General features: G+C 42.6%; 18 protein-coding genes. 7 read left to right on the forward strand and 11 right to left on the reverse strand.

The genetic code is table 11. The features are described 5' to 3' along the window. Window positions 1-24 precede the first annotated feature (24 nt). On the reverse strand, window positions 25-2,175 hold the full coding sequence (locus tag B3J29_RS01725) for a TonB-dependent receptor family protein (RefSeq protein WP_004785671.1): 2,151 nt from the start codon (window positions 2,173-2,175) through the stop codon (window positions 25-27). A 479-nt stretch (window positions 2,176-2,654) separates the two neighbouring features. Continuing rightward, the gene (locus B3J29_RS01730) at window positions 2,655-2,855 is read right to left on the reverse strand and encodes a hypothetical protein (protein ID WP_152606030.1); all 201 of its coding nucleotides are present in this window, start codon (window positions 2,853-2,855) and stop codon (window positions 2,655-2,657) included. A 275-nt stretch (window positions 2,856-3,130) separates the two neighbouring features. On the opposite strand from B3J29_RS01730, the gene B3J29_RS01735 reads away from it, so the two are divergent. Together B3J29_RS01735 and B3J29_RS01740 are read left to right on the forward strand one after the other, a co-directional pair. Further along, a complete protein-coding gene (locus tag B3J29_RS01735; RefSeq protein WP_004785667.1) occupies window positions 3,131-3,709 on the forward strand; it encodes an ANTAR domain-containing response regulator in 579 nt (192 codons plus the stop codon). Between the two features lie 10 nt (window positions 3,710-3,719). Continuing rightward, complete coding sequence (locus B3J29_RS01740) at window positions 3,720-4,724, forward strand: ABC transporter substrate-binding protein (protein ID WP_004785665.1); 1,005 nt, start codon at window positions 3,720-3,722, stop codon at window positions 4,722-4,724. A gap of 68 nt (window positions 4,725-4,792) precedes the next feature. Here the strand turns inward: B3J29_RS01740 and mtlD are convergent, their stop codons facing one another. Further along, window positions 4,793-6,919 (reverse strand): bifunctional mannitol-1-phosphate dehydrogenase/phosphatase, encoded by a 2,127-nt coding sequence (mtlD, locus tag B3J29_RS01745; RefSeq protein WP_004785663.1) that lies wholly within the window; start codon window positions 6,917-6,919, stop codon window positions 4,793-4,795. A gap of 405 nt (window positions 6,920-7,324) precedes the next feature. On the opposite strand from mtlD, the gene B3J29_RS01750 reads away from it, so the two are divergent. After that, window positions 7,325-8,035, forward strand: coding sequence for an HAD family hydrolase (locus B3J29_RS01750; RefSeq protein ID WP_004785662.1), 711 nt, complete (start codon window positions 7,325-7,327; stop codon window positions 8,033-8,035). Window positions 8,036-8,103: 68 nt separating this feature from the next. Here B3J29_RS01750 and B3J29_RS01755 read toward each other — a convergent pair whose 3' ends face one another. The 5 genes from B3J29_RS01755 to B3J29_RS01775 form a co-directional block, all read right to left on the reverse strand. Beyond that, the gene (locus B3J29_RS01755) at window positions 8,104-8,454 is read right to left on the reverse strand and encodes a hypothetical protein (protein WP_004785660.1); all 351 of its coding nucleotides are present in this window, start codon (window positions 8,452-8,454) and stop codon (window positions 8,104-8,106) included. Window positions 8,455-8,713: 259 nt separating this feature from the next. Then, a complete protein-coding gene (locus B3J29_RS01760; protein ID WP_004785658.1) occupies window positions 8,714-9,880 on the reverse strand; it encodes a fatty acid desaturase family protein in 1,167 nt (388 codons plus the stop codon). 40 nt (window positions 9,881-9,920) lie between these two features. Next, on the reverse strand, window positions 9,921-10,943 hold the full coding sequence (locus B3J29_RS01765) for a flavin reductase family protein (protein ID WP_004785657.1): 1,023 nt from the start codon (window positions 10,941-10,943) through the stop codon (window positions 9,921-9,923). A 318-nt stretch (window positions 10,944-11,261) separates the two neighbouring features. Beyond that, entirely contained in the window at window positions 11,262-12,899 is a 1,638-nt protein-coding gene (locus B3J29_RS01770) for a long-chain-fatty-acid--CoA ligase (protein ID WP_004785656.1), read from the reverse strand. A 259-nt stretch (window positions 12,900-13,158) separates the two neighbouring features. After that, window positions 13,159-13,320, reverse strand: coding sequence for a hypothetical protein (locus B3J29_RS01775; RefSeq protein ID WP_162835335.1), 162 nt, complete (start codon window positions 13,318-13,320; stop codon window positions 13,159-13,161). A gap of 189 nt (window positions 13,321-13,509) precedes the next feature. Here B3J29_RS01775 and B3J29_RS01780 point away from each other — a divergent pair, with 189 nt between their 5' ends. Beyond that, a complete protein-coding gene (locus B3J29_RS01780) occupies window positions 13,510-14,931 on the forward strand; it encodes a PLP-dependent aminotransferase family protein (protein ID WP_004785652.1) in 1,422 nt (473 codons plus the stop codon). 40 nt (window positions 14,932-14,971) lie between these two features. On the opposite strand, the gene B3J29_RS01785 is transcribed toward B3J29_RS01780, so the two are convergent. From B3J29_RS01785 to B3J29_RS01795, 3 genes are all read right to left on the reverse strand, one after another. Further along, window positions 14,972-16,312 carry a DcaP family trimeric outer membrane transporter gene (locus tag B3J29_RS01785; RefSeq protein WP_004785650.1) on the reverse strand — a complete coding sequence of 447 codons (1,341 nt, stop codon included), beginning with the start codon at window positions 16,310-16,312 and terminating at the stop codon, window positions 14,972-14,974. A gap of 112 nt (window positions 16,313-16,424) precedes the next feature. Then, on the reverse strand, window positions 16,425-17,795 hold the full coding sequence (locus B3J29_RS01790) for an MFS transporter (protein ID WP_004785647.1): 1,371 nt from the start codon (window positions 17,793-17,795) through the stop codon (window positions 16,425-16,427). Between the two features lie 229 nt (window positions 17,796-18,024). Continuing rightward, the gene (locus B3J29_RS01795) at window positions 18,025-18,936 is read right to left on the reverse strand and encodes a LysR family transcriptional regulator (RefSeq protein WP_004785644.1); all 912 of its coding nucleotides are present in this window, start codon (window positions 18,934-18,936) and stop codon (window positions 18,025-18,027) included. A gap of 115 nt (window positions 18,937-19,051) precedes the next feature. On the opposite strand from B3J29_RS01795, the gene B3J29_RS01800 reads away from it, so the two are divergent. The 3 genes from B3J29_RS01800 (at window position 19,052) to catA (ending at window position 21,541) form a co-directional block, all read left to right on the forward strand. Then, window positions 19,052-20,161, forward strand: a complete 1,110-nt coding sequence (locus B3J29_RS01800; protein WP_004785642.1) for a muconate/chloromuconate family cycloisomerase — start codon at window positions 19,052-19,054, stop codon at window positions 20,159-20,161. Between the two features lie 15 nt (window positions 20,162-20,176). Then, on the forward strand, window positions 20,177-20,467 hold the full coding sequence (catC, locus tag B3J29_RS01805; RefSeq protein ID WP_004785640.1) for a muconolactone Delta-isomerase: 291 nt from the start codon (window positions 20,177-20,179) through the stop codon (window positions 20,465-20,467). A gap of 153 nt (window positions 20,468-20,620) precedes the next feature. Next, window positions 20,621-21,541 carry a catechol 1,2-dioxygenase gene (gene catA / locus B3J29_RS01810; RefSeq protein ID WP_004785638.1) on the forward strand — a complete coding sequence of 307 codons (921 nt, stop codon included), beginning with the start codon at window positions 20,621-20,623 and terminating at the stop codon, window positions 21,539-21,541. The last annotated feature ends 62 nt before the right edge of the window (window positions 21,542-21,603 follow it).

The raw sequence follows: 21,603 nt of genomic DNA on the forward strand, positions 1-21,603 counted from the left end.
TCTATTTCAGGACAAGACATTATTTTAAAATTTAAACGACACACCTGCATAAGTCGAGAAGCCTTCACCTGGTGAAGATCGTGCTTCATCTTTCCCATTATCATTAAGACCTGGAATCACCACTGCTGCATATTTTTCATCCGTGATGTTCTTGAAGTTAACCCAGGCACTCCATGACTGATCTTCTGGCGCATATCCCAGATCTATACCCCAAATCTGATAATCATCACTGAAGCGGCTATTGGCATAATCATGTGCCATCTTCGATGCATATTCAGTATTTAGCCCCATATAAAGACCATTATTCAAGGCATAACTGAGCTGCGCCTGATAAAGGTGTTTTGGAATTCCTGGCAACTGGTTTTTACCAAACGATGGATCATTTTTATACTGGAAATCGCTAAGCGTATAAGCCTGTTGCAGACGCAGTTCACCATATCGGGATTCATGCAATGGCGTATCCAGACTTAACTCCACCCCTTGATGAATCGTTGGCGTCGCATTTGCTTCTACACTAATTCTTTCAGATTGAGGAGAGTTACTCCCATAATCTTTAATCATTTCAGAGGTTAACAGTTCATTTTTAACTTTAGAATAATAGTAGCTCAGTGCCCAATCTCCAAAGCCTGATTGTCCACGTCCGCCCAGTTCAAAGCTATTGGCAGTTTGCGTGTCCAAATAGATTGGCGCACGTACCCGACCAGAAGCGACCCCACTATCAAAATAATATGGTGAAGACCATGCCATCGCCCAAGGATGTGCCGGTTCAATGCTGCGGCTTAAATTGGCAAACCATTGCACAGACTCATTCGGCTGATAGGTCAATCCAAGTCTTGGTGCAAAATTCCATTCATAACGACTGACTTCAGGACTCGCCTCAGGATAAGTCACTTCACTTTCCCGATGGGTATACACCGCTGCCAGTCCCAAATCTAATTTGAACTGATCATTTAATGTAGTTTCCTGATCAAATTGCAAGACGTTGTCTGAACCGCGATAGGTATAACGGCGGGTAACGGTATCTGCCGGATATGATGGAGTGTCAAATCTTAAAGTTTCAGTTACGCCACTGTCTGGACGATGAGTGGTGCTACGCAAGGCAATACGCCCCTGATGTTCCAGACCTAGAAACTGATAAGGCTTTTTATACTGGAAGCGCGCAGTAATATCTTCATAATCGACATTAGTACGATAACGACTTTCACGTAGATCCAGCGGATAATGATGATAAGCCAGACTACCGGTCAGTTTTGCATCATCCTGCAGATTCCATGTCGTGGTATTGGCCAGCCAGGTACTGCCCGGCTGGATCCGTTTGGCATCAATAGCTGCAAAATTACTGTCAGCCGTTTCAGGGTTATTTTTAAGATCTTTCTGTTTAATCCGCCCTGGAGTTAAATGTTTGCTCTCACGGTAACGGGCATAAAAACGGGTTTCAATATCCGGACTAATTTGATAGCCCAAATTAAAAGCCAGACCTTTACCATCACTTTCGGCATGATCCTGAATCCCATCAAACTGCGAACCCGTCACTGCCAGATAATAATCTAACTTGTCGATTTGTCGGCCAGTACTAAACTGGTATTTCTGATAGCCATGGCTACCCGCTTCATATTTTAATTCAGAGCCATTTTGCTCTACACCAGTCTTACTTTTATAGTTAACTGTTCCACCTAAGGACAATCCGCCCTGTTTTAAACCATTGGCACCACGGTACACCCCAACATGATCAATCCACCATGGCTCAAGCAGTTCATAAGCCGTACCACCCGGTCCGGTAAAGGGAATATCATCGATCATGACATAAGTTCCGGATGCATGTGCACCAGAAGTACGGTTAATGCCAGAACCACGGATAGAAATTTTGGCTCCTTCATTGCCCGGCGATTGGGCATAAATACCGGGCTGGAGACGGAAGACGTCAGCAGTGGTTCCCAGACGCTGATGTTGTAACTGCTGATCTGAAATAAAGTTGGTTCCTCCCGAAACGCTGACAAGTTCCGCCTCAGTCTGTTTCTGAGAATTTGTATTTTGCTCAGTGGTCACCACAATAGTGTCCAGTTGCTGAACACTATTCTGCGCTAGCGTAGTTTCAGCATAAAGATGGCCTGAAAATGCCGACAATATCATCAGGCTAAGTGGATTCTTCTTGAGAGGAATTTTTGTCATATTCATGGCGAATTTATACAATCCTGTATAAGTGATCCTGATCTGCTTTAGGACTTGGCTTAAAATTTAAGCTGTAGCATAAATGAAGCACGCAAAATTAAGCAGATATTTTCTGCCAAAATATCTGACTGGTGCGGCAATATTTTTAATTTATTCTATACAAATAATCTGTCAGTACTTTGCAAGATCGCAGACAGATTCAAACAAGTTCTGATATCTAACTTATTAAGTATTTGTAATTTATATATATGTATTTTTTTCTTGTAACCATCTTATTTTAGTTGGCAAAAAATGATTTAAATTAAAAATTTCGAAGATATAAACAATATTCTGATTCATCAAGATCAGTTTAATAGACAGGTTTCTAAACCAAAATCTAAGTTATAACTAGAAAATAGAATTCTTATTTTTTGAACTATGGCTTATAGATTTCAGCCCAAAAAAGAAACCCTTCCGCTGGAGAGTTTCTTCATGTATTCTGGCTATTATTTAGAGTCATTTGCAATTACTTGCGCTTGTAATGGTGCAGCTTGCTGGGTGTCGGCTGGTTTTTTCTTGGTTTTCATTTCTGCCACTTTGGCCAGAGTTTTCTCGGTAAAACGTAAACCACCATCTTCTGCCATCACATTACCCGCCATCAAAAGAGTTCCTATTACTAGCAGTGATGGTATAAGTTGTAATTTCATGTCTATTCCACCTTTTTATTTTATAGTGGATTAAAAACAAGCAATTATTATTCCAATATTTTTATATTCTTATTCGCCTTAAAACTCCTTATTTTAGTGCGCTTATTTCAAGAACGCCTTATTTTAGTCAGGTTAATTCGGCCTTCTAAGTTCTTCTGCACTATTTTTATGACACTTTTAACCTGATCTCCTAATTTTTTGCACCAAATTGCATGGTATGTTTTTTGCATAAGTCTTCATGGAATATTCCCCGATTTACTAGCTAAAAATCTTGCATGTCTAAATTACGAATTGCCCTGATTGATGATGATCCAGAACGCGCTGAATTTATTCAGGCTTCTTTGCTTGCGCATGATTTTCATGTAGTGGCCTGTGTCATTCTGAATGACCTCAACATTGTTGATATCAAAAGCCTGCATGCCGATGTCATTCTGTTAAATATGGATCACCCTCATCGCGATATTATCGAAAGCTGCGTGAGTCAGTATGAATTACCTACAGTTCTGTTTACCCAAAATTCCAACAAGGACACCATCAGAAATGCCATTGATGCCGGCGTCACGGCATATATTGTGGACGGGATCGATCCGACCAAACTGGAAAATATTCTGGAAATATCGATTGAACAATTTCAGAAACATAAAAAACTGTTACATGACCTGAAGGAAACTCAGGAAAAATTAAGTGATCGCAGGGATATTGATAAAGCCAAAGTCCTGCTGATCCAGCTGCATGGACTGAGCGAAGAAGAAGCATTTGCCCTGTTGCGCAAAAATGCCATGAGCCACCGGATTACCATTGGCGATATGGCAAGGCGCTTACTTGATGCACAAAAACTGTTATCTGGCCAATAAGGAGCATTCAATGACAACAATAGAAAAAACAGAACTCAATATTGGCTATATTCCACTGCTTGATTGTGTTGCTATTCTTTGGGCGGAGCGACAAGGTTATTTTACTGAACAGGGTTTAAAGGTAAATCTGATCCGTGAAGCCTCCTGGTCCAGCTTACGCGACCGTCTGGCCTATGGCTTTCTGGATGCAGCCCATTGCCTGTCTGCCATGCTTCCCGCGGCTGCTTTGGGTGCAGACCAGTTACAAGTCGCTTTGCAGACTCCATTAGTACTCAGTATCAATCAGGCATTTATCAGCTTAAGACAGGATCTGTGTTATGCACTGGGCATTCAGCCTGAAGATAATGAACAGATCACGTCGCAAAAGCTGGTCAGTGCCTTAAAGCAGCAACACAAGGTAGGTTTGGCGCATGTTTATAAATACTCCATTCATCATTACTGTTTAAGAGAATGGCTGGCTTTAACTGATCCGCAATATGCCAAAAATATATTGCTCAAGACCTCACCACCCCCTTTGATGGTCAAAGGGATCGCAGCACAGATTTTTGATGGTTTTTGTGTGGGTGAACCTTGGAATATTCAGGCCAAGCTTGAAGGTTATAGCCTGATTGTTGCAGCCAGTCAGAATGTCATTCCTAAAGTGGCAGACAAAGTGCTGGCGATAACTCAGGAATGGGGCGAGTTGCATCCACTGACTGTTGAGGCCTTAGTCACGGCTGTAAAAAAAGCCCAGATGGATTTAAAACATGTTACGGATCTTTCTGAAGTTTGGGACATGCTGATGGATTATCAGATCATCCAGTTTGAATGTTCAGCTTCTCGACACGTTTATGACTTCCATAAAATTCAGAATATTATCCGTAACCTTACAGGTGAAAGTGTTGAGCCTCAATTCACCGATTTTATCTGGTTACTGGGGCAGATGGAAAAATGGGAAAATATTGATCTGTCCGCAGATGATCAGCGACAAATTGCCCAATCCTGTATTTATCAGCAAGAATCCACGACTGTATAAATTATAAATTTATAAACTTCCAATAAAAACCCAGAAATTTCTGGGTCTTTTTTATTTACTGCTGATATTTAACTGAGCGCTTGCTGTAAATCCAGTTGCATGAATTTCTGCAAGGATAGTTTTCCGGCGATAGTCTGATTGATGAATTGTGACATTTCATCATACAAGGTCTCATATAGCTGCGGCTCTAATGCCATACGTCTTAACTGGATCTGTAAATGCATCAACAGTTCCTGCTGCTCGCATTCACCCTGTTCCAGAGCATAGATATAACCCAGCACTGCGCCTTTTAAAACCACATCAAATGGCAAGCTATATTTAAGCAAGGTCAATAATGAACCCATAACCCGTTCATTGTGTTCCAGCTTTCTTAAGGGTTCACGTCCTACACGTGCACATGGGTCCTGATAAGCATAGGCACAAGATTCAGTGAAACTTTGTGCCAGACGTTCCAGATCTGAAGCATGCTTAGGAATCTGATAACAGAGGCCATGCTTTACCTGCGCTAAAGCCTGCTGCATAAATTTTCTGACCGAATGATCTGACATGGCCACGCCAATAGTCTGATGACCGCGCAGGCTGGCATACCAAGCCATCATCGCATGTACACCATTCCATAATCGGTTTTTAATCAGCTGGATATTGGCAATATCATCTACCAGAATCATCTGGCGCATTTTGGCCAATAATGGACTGTTATTTTCCACATAGATTGGCATATCCGTTTCGGCATTAAACAGAATCAGATCCATCGACTGCAGAATATGACTCGGCTGAAAATTACGACGCAGGTCTTCAATATACAAGCCCGCCTGATGTTCCTGGTCTGCATTCAGGGCTGTAGAATCATCCAGACCCACTACGGACAGATCTTCATCCAGCTGATACTGCTTGAACATGTTGTATTTGATGCGCAGCTGACGGTACAGTTTCTGGTCGGACAGTTTGGAGACCATACGGTTCACCACTGTGTCACAGAAATAATGCTGATCCATAATGTGCTGCGCTGTCTGTTCATCCGTAATCTGTTTCAGACGGCTCAGAATCTGCTGCATCACCAGCTGTTTGGCCCCGATTTTATTTAGGATAATTAACAGCGTCAGCGGCTGTTCCTGCTGCTCGTAGGCCAAGTATCGCGCATATAAACCCTGTGCAATCACCTCTGCTTCAGAAACCAGCGCTTCCTCAGGGACACAGACTGCGACCAGACTGGATTCAATATACATGTTCTGCATTTGCTCCAGATCATGCGCATCAATTACACTCATATTTTCAATACGCTGGTCAAAAGAGTTCTGACCATAACGAATGCAATAAGTGCCAAACGCATTTACGGCAGACTGATAGAGTGGATTACGCGTTGAGGCAATAATTTTGCGTGGACGCGTATAACCATCCCAGTGTGATAACACCTGAGCCAAATAACCACCACCAATCGCACCGAAACCGTGAATCCCGACCGTTAACTGATTCAGCGTTTGCGGAAATGCGGTCTCAAGTTCTGGCATTTCCAGAACCGGAACAAACTGGTTCAGATCTGTCAGAAAATCTTCCATCATTTCATAATAATACTGGGCTTGTGCCAGCATCGATTCATTCGGTGTTTTAATGTCTTTGAAAAGTACCGTCATACCACCTGCATCATAAGCAGATCGCAGGCCATTTTCAGAATCTTCAAACATCAGGCATTGAGCCGGACTTAAATTGATTTTTTCGGCTGCGCTGATAAAAATTTCTGGATGAGGTTTCCCCTGTTTAATCTCATCACCACACACCAGCACATCAAAAAATTTATAGACATTGGCATTGATCAGATATTCTTCTGCGATCGCACGTCGACTCGAAGTCGCCACAGCCATTTTTAGGCCTGCCTTGCGTAGGCGTTCCAACACCTGTAATAAACCTTTTTTAATTGGAACACCATAATTGCGTACATGTTCTAGTTCCAGTACATCGGCGCGCTGGCGGATCTCGGCATAAGGAACATCTTGTCCATAACGCTCTTTGGCCAGCTGCTCGGCACTACGGGCACTTAAGCCCAAACACTGCATTAAATAGTTTTCAGAAAATTCGACGCCGATCAGCTCACGTGAAGCTTGTTGCAAGGTTTGAAAGCGCAAACGTTCAGTATCAAACATGGTTCCATCCATATCGAAAATTGCGCCGTGTACGATTTGATTTTTAAATTCTAGCATTGCTCCCCTTTTATAATTCAATGAGTTAAGAAGTGGACAATACCTTAAGGAAAATAAGAGATTAAATAAACCGATGTAAAGATATGAAATAGTTTTGACTATAAATTGATCAATAAAGACTAAATTAAATAGTTTTAAGTTTTCTTATACAACAGTTAGGTAACAAAAAGTAACCAGCAAGTTGTTTCTTATAAAAAATAAATATTTAAATTAGGAGGTGTAGATAAATGCAAATGACGTGCCAATTTGGTATTACGATTTTTATTATGAGTAATACTTAAAATGCTCAAAATAAGTTCATTTTAGGAATTTATTGATAAAAGCAATCTAGATATGCACCCAAACTGGACTTTTTATCTCTATCCAAAAACGGGATAATGGCGGTGAAAGAAAAATGGGGGTGACATGTTTAAAGATAAAAAGCTGGTGTGTTTTGACCTGGATGGAACCTTGATTGATTCAGTGGGAATCTGGAACCAGGTCGATGCTGCCCTGATTCAGGAATTGTCGGGGATCGTAGTCGGTCTGGATCAGATTCAGCAGCTGCGTGATCTGCAACTGAAAGCCTTTAGACATATGCCCGATCCCTATCTGGAATATTGTGGCTATTTAAAAGACCTCTATGGTTTCAAGCCAAGCAAGGAAGAGGTTAAAAATCGCCGTTATGGTATTTCAAGGCATTTTCTGGATCATGTGATTGAACTCAAACCTCAAGCTGAGCTGCTGATTCAAGCTTTAAAACAGCAAGGAATACAATTGGCACTTACGACTACCACCAGCTTATTCAATGTGCAGCGTTATCAGGACAATAATCAGAAGATTAATCAGAAAATCAGTTTTGATAATGATTTTGCGATTATTTTGACTCGCGAAAATGTTGAGAATATCAAACCGCATCCAGAAGTGTATTTAAATGCGCTCCAGCATTTTGAAATTGAAGCTAAAGATTGCCTGATTGTTGAAGATTCTTTAATTGGGGTGGAAGCTGCCAACAATGCGGGAATTGATGTCGTGGCAATTTACGACCAGTATTCTGCGCATGAAATGGATTTGATCAAAGCCAAGGCAGATTATTTTGTAGAAGATTTTGCTGGTCTCATAAAATTGGTGAACTAAAAAATGCCATGAATCTTCCCTGATCATGGCATTTTTCGTGTTATCTCTGAATTGATTAGATTAGAGCATTATTTGGCTTTTTTATAGACGGAACCTGAACCGACCAGATTGCCAGTTTTTTCGTCAATCGCGAAATCAACGACACCTGTACCTGAATTAATCTGTAGCAGACCATTATCAGCGACTGAAGCAGGCATTGGATTTTTCTTGTCGGTTTTGCCGCTTTCTTTATCTTTAACGGTATTGGTAATGAAATAGTTTTCACCATTTTTGGAAATCACCAGGATATTTTCCAATTTAGGGTTTTCCAGTGTATTTTTCCAGTTCCCCTGATAATCTGGTGCTGGAGTTTCCGGGGTATTACACGCGGTTAACAGCAATAACAGTGAGATGCCTGAAAAATATTTAAGATATTTCAAAACTGAGACCTTGAATGCTTGAATGATAGAACGCGGCCATTATAAAAAGAACCTCCTTGAGGTAAACGCTTAGCTTGTACGCGAAGCGTTTCAGCCGTAGTAAATCTGTCCCGGCTTCGTCATTTTTTGAAAAACATCTTCATATTTCATTCATAAATTCGTGTGAACTGAGCACTTTTTAACAGATAAAAAAATCCTCAATAGACCATCCAAATCTATTGAGGAGTACCAAACTGGATAATAGAGAAACCTTAAAAAATTAATTTACAAGCTTAGATTTAAAGTAACGAAACACCGATTTAACTGCATGAGTTTTTTCTGCAATTTGCTGATTCCATTCATTTGGCAGTGAGCATTTCGCCAGTCTGACCCATACAGTCGAGAACTGCTTCACAAAGCTAGCTTCGTTATAGTGAATCCCGTACTCGGCACATAAGGCTTTGATTTTTGGTGCTACTTCGGCATAACGGTTTGCTGGCATATCGGGAAACAGGTGATGCTCAATCTGATGGCTTAAATTACCACTCAGAATATGCAACCAGTTCGCCCCACTGAAGTTGCTCGAACCACGGATCTGACGCAGATACCATTCCGCACGGGTTTCATTGTCGGTATTGTCCATTTCAAAGGTTTCTGCATCTTCAGTGAAATGTCCATTGAAGATCACCGCAGACGCCCATAGGCTACGAATCACATTGGCAACCGCATTTCCCGTAAATACTGGAATCGCATTTGGACCGGCAATAATCGGGAAAAATACATAATCTTTCAGGACCTGACGACGCATTTTTTTGCGTAAAGGTGCTGCTTCTTCCCAGACCTGTTTCCAGGTTTTGGCTTTATAAGCAATCACATCTTCCAGATGCAAATGCTGTACACCCACATACCATTCAAAGAACACCATCAACTGAATGGTTAAAGGAATATTCCAGATAAAGCGTAGTTCCCACGGCTGAGATTCACTGACACGGATCAGACCATAACCGACATCGTGATCCATACCAACAATATTGGTATAAGTGTGGTGAATATAGTTATGGGTGTATTTCCAGTCATCCCCAGTGGAAATAGTATCCCAATCATAAGTAGAACCATTCAAACTTGGATCATTCATCCAGTCGAACTGGCCGTGCATTACGTTATGGCCAAGTTCCATATTTTCCACGATTTTCGAGATACCCAATAAGCCTGTGCCCGCTAACCATACTGGTGGCAACCAGCCTGCAAACATTAACATGCCGCGGGAAGCAATCTCGCTATAACGTACAAAATTACGGATTTTATAAATATATTCTGCGTCTTTCTCGCCCAAATCTTCCATTACTTCACGGCGGATAGCATCAACCTTGGCGCCGAACTCTTCAACCTGTTCCGGGCTTAAAAATTGAGATTTACTGTGTTTTTTAAAATCAATTTGCATATTCATGGGAGCACCTTCTTATTCGTTTAGTAATGGTTAAAATAGCTTATAAATTAATCACCACAGGACTGACGGCCTGTGAAATACAAAGTTTGATTGGAGTATTGCTGCCGTGGTCGATCTCACCCGTCAGCATGTTTTTCACCGAACCGCTGACTTTGGTACATGAGCAAGTATTACAAATGCCCATACGACAACCATGCGCTGGACGAAGACCCGCCTGTTCTGCACTTTCCAGCAGATTAGATTCTGCCTGGAATTCCTGCTGCGATCTTAAAAACTGTACAGGCTGTGCTTTCGCTTTTTCATCCATTGCAATCTGGAAATATTCAGAATGAAAGCTGGATTTCACCGCCAGTTTATCGGCAATCTTGAGTGCAGTTTTCATCATTCCCGCGGAACCACAGGCATAGATTTCACGCTGTTCAAAATCTGGTACCAGCTTGTTTAGCAATTGCTGGCTCAGATGCTGCTTATGCTCGACTGTATTAAAATGATGATATTTCAGATGAGGATGCATCAACGCCAAGGTTTTGATCTCGGCATGAAATGCATCATCACGGGTGAAATAGATCAGGTCAATCCGATGCTGAAACTGCACGACTGCTTTTTGCAATAAGGAATAAATTGCTGTAATGCCACTGCCTGATGCCAGAAATAGAATCGGTTTAGGAGAGTTTAATAAGGTAAATTCGCCCTGTGGCTGAGACAGCTCGACCACTGCACCCAGTTGCAATAAAATTAGGGCACGCGACACTTTACCTTGCTGCTTGACTGCAATAATCACATCACCATTTTTTAAAATGGTCACGATAGAATAATGACGTTGATGCCGTACTCCATCCAGACGCAGAGTCACCGCGATATTTTGACCGGCCTGAAATGACCCGCGATTAAAGTTATAATTTGGACGTAACTGGATTTTGAAAAAGTCCGGGCTGACCGCCTGAATATTCACGATCGATGCTTTGACTTTTTTGAGTGCCCAGGTTGGATGGATTTTTTCACCAACAAAATCAATGAAATCTTCACGAATCCAATGCGGCTTGTAGGTTGTCATACTTGTCATTTTTATCCCCCTCTATTCCGCAGACAGCATTAATGTACAACTGTCTATTTATTATGTAGTCTAGAATAAAGAATTCTGAAGCTCACACCATGTCAATGTAGGTCAAATTATGTGTTTAAAAACCATTGTTGAGCTTTTTGTAAGACAATCCTAGCCAGAAAGTGCTGTTAAAACTGTATGAACTGAATAAATTGCTTTTTTGGTCTGTATATTTTTAGCAAAAACACATAAAAAACTGACCTCTATATAAGAGATCAGTTTCTGTTTTAAATATTGGGTGAGTTAAAAAGGCAAAAATTTACCTTTTAAAAAAATAGCTTAACCTACGGCCTGTTCGAGCAAGATAGAACCATAAAGTTCACGCAGGTCTTTTTTCAGCATCTTGCCGGTTCCACTTAATGGAATAGAATCTACAAAAATCACGCGATCCGGGATCTGCCATTTTGCGACCTTGTCCGCATAGTAATCCAGAATTTCGGCTTCACTCACATGACTCTCTGGCTTTTTAATTGCAATTAGAACGGGACGCTCATCCCATTTAGGATGCTGTGCCGCAATCACGGCAGCCATGGCAATTTCAGGATGTCCCATGGCCATATTTTCAAGATCGACTGAAGAGATCCATTCACCGCCTGACTTGATCAGATCTTTGGAGCGATCACACAGCTTCATAAAGCCATCTTCATTTAAGGTAGCAATATCTCCGGTATCAAACCAGCCATCTGCTGTGAGTGCAGATTCTTCCTTGCCGAAATAATGATCAATGATCCAGTGCCCTTTAATTTGTAGATTCCCTATGGTTTCACCATCTCGGGCAATTTCCTGAGTTCCTTTTTCTTCATCGGTTAAACGTAAATCAACGCCAAACGGTGGACGACCTTGAGACAGACGAATCTGCATTTTTTCTTCATCCGCCAGATCAAGGTGTTTGGTTTTTAGCTGATTGGCACTACCGAGTGGGCTGGTTTCAGTCATCCCCCAGGCATGAATGGTTTCGCAGTTAAACTGCTCTTTAAAGGTTTTCAGCATCGCCGGTGGGCAGGCAGAACCACCGACCACATTCCGTTTCAGGCTTTCCAGTTTTGAACCACTTTGCTGGGCAGCCGCAATCAGCCCTTGCCAGATCGTTGGAACGCCTAAAGCTACAGATACTTTATACGTATCAATCAGATTGACCAGACTGGCTCCATCCAGGCCCGGCCCCGGCAGCACCAAGGTACAACCGACCATGGCAGCGGCATATGGGGTTCCCCAGGCATTGACATGGAACATTGGTACCACCGGCAGCATGATGTCACGCGCTGCCACATTCAGGGAATCCGGCATGATAATGGCGTAACTATGCAATACTGTTGAACGATGACTATATAAAACCCCTTTTGGATTTCCGGTCGTACCGGAGGTATAACACAGTGAACTCGCTGTATTTTCATCCAGTTCAGGCCAGTCAAATTCTGCAGATTGCTGGGCAAGCAAATCATCATAAAACTGAACTTCCGGAATGGCTTCACGAATCGCGGAATCTTCAGCATCCAGACAGATATACTGTTCTACAGTTTTTAATAACGGTTTGACGGCTTTAATCAAAGGTGCAAAGGTTTTATCAAACAGCAGTACCCGATCGGCAGCATCATTGATAATAAATACCAGCTGTTCCGGAAATAAGCGCGGGTTAATGGTATGGCAAACCAGTCCACTTCCCGAAATGGCATACCAACATTCTAGATGTCGATGATTATTCCAGGCAATGGTTGCAACCCGGTCGCCGAGTGTCAGACCGAATTGCTGTAATACATTGGCAAAACGTTTCGAGTTTTCCCGGATCTCTCCCCAATTGGTCTTTTTAATGCTGGTATCAGTATTTTTAGAAATGATCTCGGTATCGGCATGATAACGGCCGGCATGTTCAATCATGCTGCTGATCAGTAAGGGCTGGAACATCATATTTCCGAGCATGCTTCACTCCTTTATGCTTGTTATTTGTCCATCTGTTATATCGTTGTTATTTCTGTATGATGCGCTGGCGAAAAGCCTGTATTCATTTTTATCATCAAACAGTCTGAATCTAGCAAGGAAATCTGACTTTGTGAGTATCAAATTGTGACAAAGCCATAAAGTGGATGCAGAAAAAAAGCAGAAAATAAAACTGGTAATGTGTGCCATAAAAAAAGCCCCAATTTAGATTGGGGCGATGATAGTGTTCAGGGAGAGAATTTTAAAAGCCGCTCATCATAATTTTGTCTGCATTTACTACAAAGATAACGCCTAGGCAGAATAAACCGGCATAAAGTGCAAACCAGAGAATCATCTTCTTGAATGCTGCATCAGAAATACTGCTATCCGCATATTTTGGTGCTTTGTTGTCTTCTGAATTCATATGATCACCCATAGGTTGGTCTGGCGTTATGAGCTTTATTATCAGCAGACCTAAATCAGCTGTATAGATACAATATTCATTAAAAAAAATATAACAGTTAGCCACTGTTTTTCTTCATTTGTTATATTTTAACAACTTATTCATAATATAATCCTGATTATACTAGTACAGTTTAGATTTTATTTTCTTATGTTCAAATCTGAAAAGCTGGCCCAGAATATTCGCCAGATGATTGAAAATGGCGCATGGAAGGCGCATGACAAATTACCTTCATTGCGGGAACAGACTGAACTGTCCGGCTATAGCCTGATGACGGTGCTTAATGCCTATCAGGTGCTTGAATCGCAAGGATTAGTCTATGCCAAAGATAAATCTGGCTACTATATTGCGGAGCGACCTCAAACCTATAACAGCAAAGAACCTGCGGTACAAATTGGCTTAAATTCCAAAATTAAAATCAACTCTGTGGTATTTAATTATTTAAAGTCACTGCAAACCCCAAATATTGCGCCTTTTGGTTCAGCTTTTCCAAATGCTGAACTGTTATATAACAGCCGGTTTATGCAGATTCTGGCGCAGCATAGCAAAAGAAAAAGCAGTTATAGCCATCAAAATCATATGCCACCGGGTAATCAGGAATTACGCCAACTGATTGCCAACCGCTATCAGTTACAAGGCATAAACTGCACTTCGGATGACATTGTCATTACTTCTGGTGCATTGGAAGCCCTTAATCTGTCTTTACAGGCTTTGACTCAACCTGGTGATTTTATCCTGCTGCAGCAAACCATTTTTTATGGTGCCTGGCAGGCGGCTGAACGTTTAGGCCTGCAAGTCATCACAATCCCTGAGCATTCACAGTTTGGTTTTGACCTGGAATCATTTGAACAAGCACTTAAACAGTACCCGATCAAAGTTTGCTGGCTGATGCTGAATGTGCATAATCCGATTGGCTTTACGGTAAATTCAGAGATCAAGCAAAGAATTGCGGAACTGTTGAATGAATATCAGGTATATCTGATTGAAGATGATGTCTATCAGGAACTCAATTACGGTGCTCATAAACCGGTTTCCGTAAAATATTTTGATCAGCATCAACGGGTATTGCACTGCTCTTCATTTTCCAAAACCTTGGGCATGGGTGCGCGGGTCGGCTGGGTTTTCGCTGGCCCATTTTCTGATGCAATCCAGCATTTACAGCTCATGAGTACTTTGACTGTTAGTCCGCTATTACAAAATGCACTGGTCGATTTTCTGTCCCATCATCATTATGAAAAGCATTTGCGCCATTTAAGACAGCAGCTAGAAAAGTATAAGCAAAAGTTTTATCAGGAACTTAAATCGCGTTTAGATTCAGTCTGTGAAATTTATTATTATTCTAGTGGCTATTTTCTCTGGATCAAATTGCCGGAACAGCTGGATGGCCAGGTTTTATATGAACAGCTGATTCAGCAAAATATTGCCATTGCTCCTGCTTTGCTGTTTAAACCGGAACATACCAGCCAGAATTATATTCGCCTGAACTGTTCATTTGACTGGACCTCTGAGATAGAAAACGTTGTCGATGTGCTGGCAAAGGTGATCCTGAATCATGCAAAAAGCGTGGATTAATTCATCCACGCTTTAAGTTTCTTATGTAAATCGCTAGAGCTTAGAAACTGTAAATTGCAACGGCATTCACTCGGTTATCTTCACCTTTTGTACTGCCATTTGATGCAGCACCCAATGCTTCACGTTCGCCATAGACATATTCCAGGCCAAAACTCAGCGGTTTTGTAGGATTATAGAACACATTGGCCCAAGCCTGCCAAAGGTCTTTGTTCACTGCTGTTAGATTCAGGCCAGGAGCAGCAAGATATCCATTATCTTGGTCGAAATTCATATAACCATAGCCTACTGTGCCACGCAATTTATCATTAAACTGCTGCGTTAGACCGACTGTAATTGAGTCGAATTCACTCTGTAGAAGATCTCCATTAGCAGCTGTAACGACACCTGGATTGGCGTAAGAGACAAAACTGCTATCACCTTTGACATGATAATAATCTGCCTTAAGGCTGGTGCCTGGAACAAACTCGTATTTCGCGCCTACACCTACACCCCATGCAGTTTTTTCATCTTCATTCACGCGTTTTTCATTCCCCATCGCACGCGCGCTGACAGAAAGATTATCCGCAAATTTGTGGTTTAAGCGTGCTGTTAAGGCAGGTAAACGCTGTTTGATTCCCGTAATGGTCGCATCTTTCGGATCTTCTACTGCAAGCACCAGATTAGTCGCTGGACTCAAAGTACTGGTATGACGAATCTGAGGTGTCCGTTTAATTGAACCACCGGCATAAACCAGTGCATCTACCGTCTCAGGTATATAGTCCGGAGTTGCAAAGTTTGACCAGGTTTGACCAATTAACCAGTCAGCATAGCTGATATAGGCATGACGGATACGCAGGTTATCAAAACCAGCTCCACCCAGGAAATCGACCTCAACCTTACCACTTAAGGCCTTATCCCCAGCACCCACGGGCGCTTTAAAATCCATCCCTAAACGGGTGGCTGAAAGCGTGGACTTAAACTCATCACTGCGTTCACCTGTGCCTAGAGGTACCGCATTAATCTGGTTATACATACGTGTCGCTGCACCGCCTTCAGCCTGATAAGAGGCATCAGCACGAATATTTCCATATAAATTAAACTCGGCCCCACTGGCAATTTTCATCACAGGTTTGCTTGTAGGAGCTACTGCTGTATTTGCAGATGCCGGCGTTGCCGCTACAGGTGCAGTCACAGCAGCTGTCTGAGTCTGCTGCTGTTCAATCAAGGCACGTAAAGCTTGAACCTCTTGACGCAACTGCTCAATTTCCTGCTGATTGGACTGAGCTGGAGTTTGTGCCTGGGTAGACAAGCTAAGGCCCCCTAAACTCATTGCCATCATGCTCATCAGAACCGTACGTTTTAATGTGATTGTTTGATTATTAAATAATTGTTCCGTGTTCATCCTAAACTCACTTTTTTATTATGCGTCTCGATTCTAGCAACAGATCACCACCGCTTACGATGGCGATCTCTATCATTAGAATTGTTTTCTTTATTAATTGATATTTAATCCATTAACTTGCTTTTTCAGCGAGAGAATCAGTACGAATATCAGGTGTAGCAAGGGCTTGACCTTCTACAGACATTTTTAAGTTCACCAGGAAAATTGCCAGCGCAGCAATCAAACCGGGAATCGCAATTGCAAAGAAGTTCATTTGATGCGGTAAATTCATGGTGAGTAAAGCACCTGTCAATACCGGTCCAACGATCGCACCGATACGCCCAATTCCGGAAGCCCAACCCATGCCGGTGGAACGCACCGTCGATGGATAATATTGTGCCACGAAGGTATAAAGCAGAATTTGAGAACCAATGGTTGCTGCACCGGCCACTGCAATCAAGCTATAAAGCACGAATTGCGGACTGTTATAACCGAGCAGGATTAAAGAAGCTGCCCCGCAAAGAAACATGATGGCCAGTACTTTTTTGATATGGAAACGGTCTGCCAGATAACCCCCACCGATAGCCCCGATCATGCCGCCAATATTCAGGGCAAACAGAAAGATCATGCTCGCACCCAGTGAATATCCGGCTTGAATCATCAGTTTTGGTAACCAGCTGCCTAGTGCATAAACCATTAATAGACACATAAAAAACGCCAGCCAGAACATAAAGGTACTAAATGTGCGACCTTGCTGGAATAATGCTTTTAAAGGTGCTTCATCGCCTTTTTGCACTTCATTCAGAACAAACTGGGTGTCAGATCCAATTACCTGTGTTGGTGAGATTTTCTGAATAATGCTTTGCGCTTGAGCAGTCTGCTGCTTATTAGTCAGATACATCAATGATTCTGGTAAATATTTCCAGAGTATCGGCAGGAACAGTAAAGGAGTACCCGCAAGTAAAAACATGATTTTCCAGCCAAACTGTGGCACCAGCCATGCGCCAAGTAAGGCAGATGTCATGCCGCCGATCGCATAACCACTAAACATTAAAGCAACCAGCGTGCTGCGAATCCGCTTCGGTGCGTATTCCGTCATCAGGGCAACGACGTTGGGCATCACACCACCAATACCAAGTCCGGCAAGAAAACGTAGAATTCCGAATTCGACAGGTGATGTTGCAAAGGCACCGATAAACGTAAAACCACTAAAGATCGCGACACAGATCATGATGGTTTTTTTACGTCCCAGTTTATCCGATAAGGTCCCGAAGCTCATGGCTCCGAACATCATACCGAACAAGGCGGTGCTGGCTAACATGCCGGCCTGTACTGCACTGAGTGACCATTCCTGCATCAGTAGCGGTAACGCTACGCCGTAAATCACCAGGTCATAACCGTCAAAAATAATGATCAGCAAACACCAGATCAGGACGCCCCAATGAAAAGGTGTGAACTTTGCTTCATCGATCAGCGTATTTATATTCACTTTATTTGTAGACATCTTCACCTCCTAATTGTGAAGTTCAATTTATGAGATTCACAATGCAGAAGATATCCATAAATGTCCAAAACTGAATAGGCATACTTCTATACCTATAAAGTCTGCCTTCAAGAAAAGGCTTTATTTACTATGCCTTAATGATATTCATCCAAATAAAACGACTTTAATTCAGTCATTAAATAATAATTTCACCTATTTTATATAGCATCTAAAAAGTTTTTAATCTTGTTTAAAACACCGCACGATCATATTTAATCGCTTCAAGATCATAGACCTGATAGACCGCATCAAACAGATAACGAATATATTCACTTTCATCCATGTTACGAATCGCCATAAAGACCGGACTGACCGCAAATTCATCTAATAAAGGGATAAAGTTTAAATGTGCCAGACGAATATTCTGGGCACTTTCCGGCACGATACAAACACCCTCTCCAGCAGCCACAAAACCCAGCGCCAGTTGCAATTCACTGACTGCACGGATATTTTTCGGCTCTAGTCCATACTCGGAAAATATACCGCGCACCTGGGTAGAAAAATTAGCCTTACCATTATTCGGGTATAAAAAGAGTGGCTGATCCACCAGTTCAGCCAGGTTCACGCCATCTCGTTGCGAAAAAAAATGGCTGGAATGCGCAGCGACCATGAGTCTTTCTTCACGCAGCAACACCCGTTTCACTGCTGGATCTGAAATTCTCAAGCGTCCAAAACCGACATCAATCCGCCCTTCCTTAAGTGCCTGAATCTGCTCTGAAGTATTCATTTCAACCATCTCAATTTTGAGCTGGGGATGTTGCTGCTTAAATAAAAACACAATACGTGATAGCAAACCGAACAATAACGAGCCAACAAAACCAATACTAATGGTGCGATCCGCGATACCAATCCGCTTGGTCATCGATTTGATTTCTTCCGCATTAGACAAAAGTTTAACCGCATGCTGGTAGAAGAATTGACCTGCTTCTGTGGTCTTAAGCGGTCGGCTACCTCTTTCAAAGAGCTGAATATCCAGTTCCTGTTCCAGATTTTGTATCTGTCTGCTTAAAGGTGGTTGAGCAATAAACAGTTTTTCTGCCGCCTTGGTAAAACTTTGTTCTTCGACGACTGCGACAAAGTAACGCAAATGCCTGAGTTCCATATTCCTGCATACCTTTAAAGTATAAAAAAATGCTAAATCGATCTTAGACCAATTAAAATTATTCTTTTAAGGTATATCAAGTCAAAACATTAAAGCAAGAATGTGAAGCGTAATTATGTATAAGTCAGTTGAAACCTTGCTGGTTCAAATACCGACGATCCGTCCTCACAAGATGGCTGTCGCAACCATGCAAACCCAGACACTGGTCCTGGTCAAAATCACCACCGAAGACGGCTATGTGGGTTGGGGCGAAGCCACCACTATTGGCGGTTTAGGCTACGGTGAAGAAAGCCCAGAAAGTGTCAAAGTGAATATTGAGACTTACTTTGCACCGCTTCTGAAAACATTATCGGGTTTGAATGTCGCACAGACATTACGAGCCATCAAAAAGAATATTAATGGTAACCGTTTTGCCAAATGTGCCATTCAAACTGCGCTACTGGATATTCAGGCACAACGTCTGAACCAGCCACTGAGTGAAATTCTAGGTGGACATTTACGTAACAGCGTACCAGTGCTGTGGGTACTGGCATCTGGCAATACCGAGAAAGACATTGCTGAAGCTCAGAAAATGATTGCGGCCAAACGCCACAATATTTTCAAACTGAAAATTGGTTCTCGTCCAGTGGAACAGGATGTTGAACATGTGCTTGCCATTAAACAGGCATTGGGCAAAGACATTTCGATCCGTGTTGATGTCAACCGTGCTTGGTCAGAGCTGGACGCGATTAAAGGCATTCAGTTACTCCAGGACGGCGGCATTGATCTGATTGAACAGCCGTGCGCCATTGACAATCTGGATGCAATGCGACGTCTGACCCAGCGTTTTGATATCGCCATCATGGCGGATGAATCCTTGATGGGTCCGCAGTCTGCCTATCAGATCGCACGTCAGCATGGCTCATCAGTTTTTGCAGTCAAAGTGGCGCAGTCTGGTGGCCTGATTGAAGGCTGTGAAGTTGCAAAAGTGGCACAGCTGGCAGGCATCGATCTGTATGGCGGCACCATGCTGGAAGGCCCGGTGGGCACGATCGCCTCTGCCCATGCCTTCTCGACTTTTGAAAGTCTCGCTTATGGCACCGAACTGTTTGGCCCCCTGCTACTGACTGAAGATATTTTAAAAACCCCACTCCAGTATCAAAACTTTGAACTTGAGATTCCGAAAGGACCAGGTCTGGGTATTGAGTTGGATGAAAACAAAATTGACAACTTGCGTCGTCAATAATTCCAGGAGAATCCCATGCTTTTCCAAGTACGAATGGACGTCAACATTCCAAAAGATATGCCGTTTGAACAGGCCAATGAAATTAAGGCTGTCGAAAAAGCCTATTCACAGGATCTGCAACGTCAGGGTAAGTGGCGTCATATCTGGCGTATCACCGGGCAGTATTCGAACATCAGTATTTTTGAGGTTGAAAGCAATGAAGAGTTGCACAACTTGCTACAGGGCTTGCCGCTCTATCCGTATATGAACATCGAAGTTATCGCATTGAACCGCCATCCATCATCGATTCGGGATGATGACAAGTAATGAATAAATTCGGGAATGGAAATAAAAAAAATCCTTCCCCCCATACACCTGAGGGTAATCCAAAAGGACTTGTGGCCAGCAAGATTTAGCCAGCCAAATGAATGCTAAAACATGCGCCACTAAAATATGAAAACATACTTTAGGAGCAATAGTATGAACCGCCAAGAAATTGATGCACTGGTTAAAAAAATGAATGTCGATACAGCGACAGGACCAGTAGATGAGCGTGTACAACAAGTTATTGTACGTTTATTAGGTGATCTTTTCCAGGCTATTGAAGATCTTGATATTTCTCAGACTGAACTCTGGAAAGGTCTGGAATACTTTACTGATGCAGGTCAAGCTAATGAATTAGGCTTACTGGCTGCAGGTCTTGGTCTGGAACATTACTTAGACTTACGCGCGGATGAAGCAGATGCCAAAGCAGGCATTACAGGTGGTACACCACGTACCATCGAAGGCCCGCTGTATGTTGCAGGTGCACCTGAGTCGGTTGGTTTTGCGCGTATGGATGACGGTTCTGAAGAAGGCAAAATTCCGACCCTGATTATTGAAGGCACAGTGACCGATACTGACGGCAACATCATTGAAGGTGCAAAAGTTGAAGTCTGGCATGCCAACAGCCTAGGCAACTATTCGTTCTTTGACAAGTCGCAATCTGACTTTAACCTGCGCCGCTCTATCTTTACCGATCAAGACGGTAAATATGTGGCGCTGACCACTATGCCGGTCGGTTATGGCTGCCCACCTGAAGGTACTACCCAGTTCGTACTGGACAAATTAGGTCGTCACGGTAACCGCCCGTCTCATGTGCATTACTTCGTATCTGCACCGGGTTACCGCAAGTTAACCACACAGTTCAACATCGAAGGCGATCAATACCTGTGGGATGACTTTGCATTCGCCACACGTGATGGTCTGGTCGCAACTGCTGATGATGTAACCGATGAAGCTGAAATCGCACGCCGCGGTTTAAATGGTCCATTCAAACATATCCAGTTCAATATTGAACTGGTTAAAGACCAAGCTGCAGCGCCAAGCACTGAAGTAGAACGTCGTCGCGCAAGCGCTTAATTCAAAATGGAATCGGGATGTCAGTCTGAGCAACATCCCGATGACTTCCCCTCCTTGGAAAG

Origin of the sequence: Acinetobacter sp. UBA5984, assembly GCF_002429925.1 — a bacterium.
In the GTDB taxonomy this organism is placed as follows: Bacteria; Pseudomonadota; Gammaproteobacteria; order Pseudomonadales; family Moraxellaceae; genus Acinetobacter; species Acinetobacter variabilis.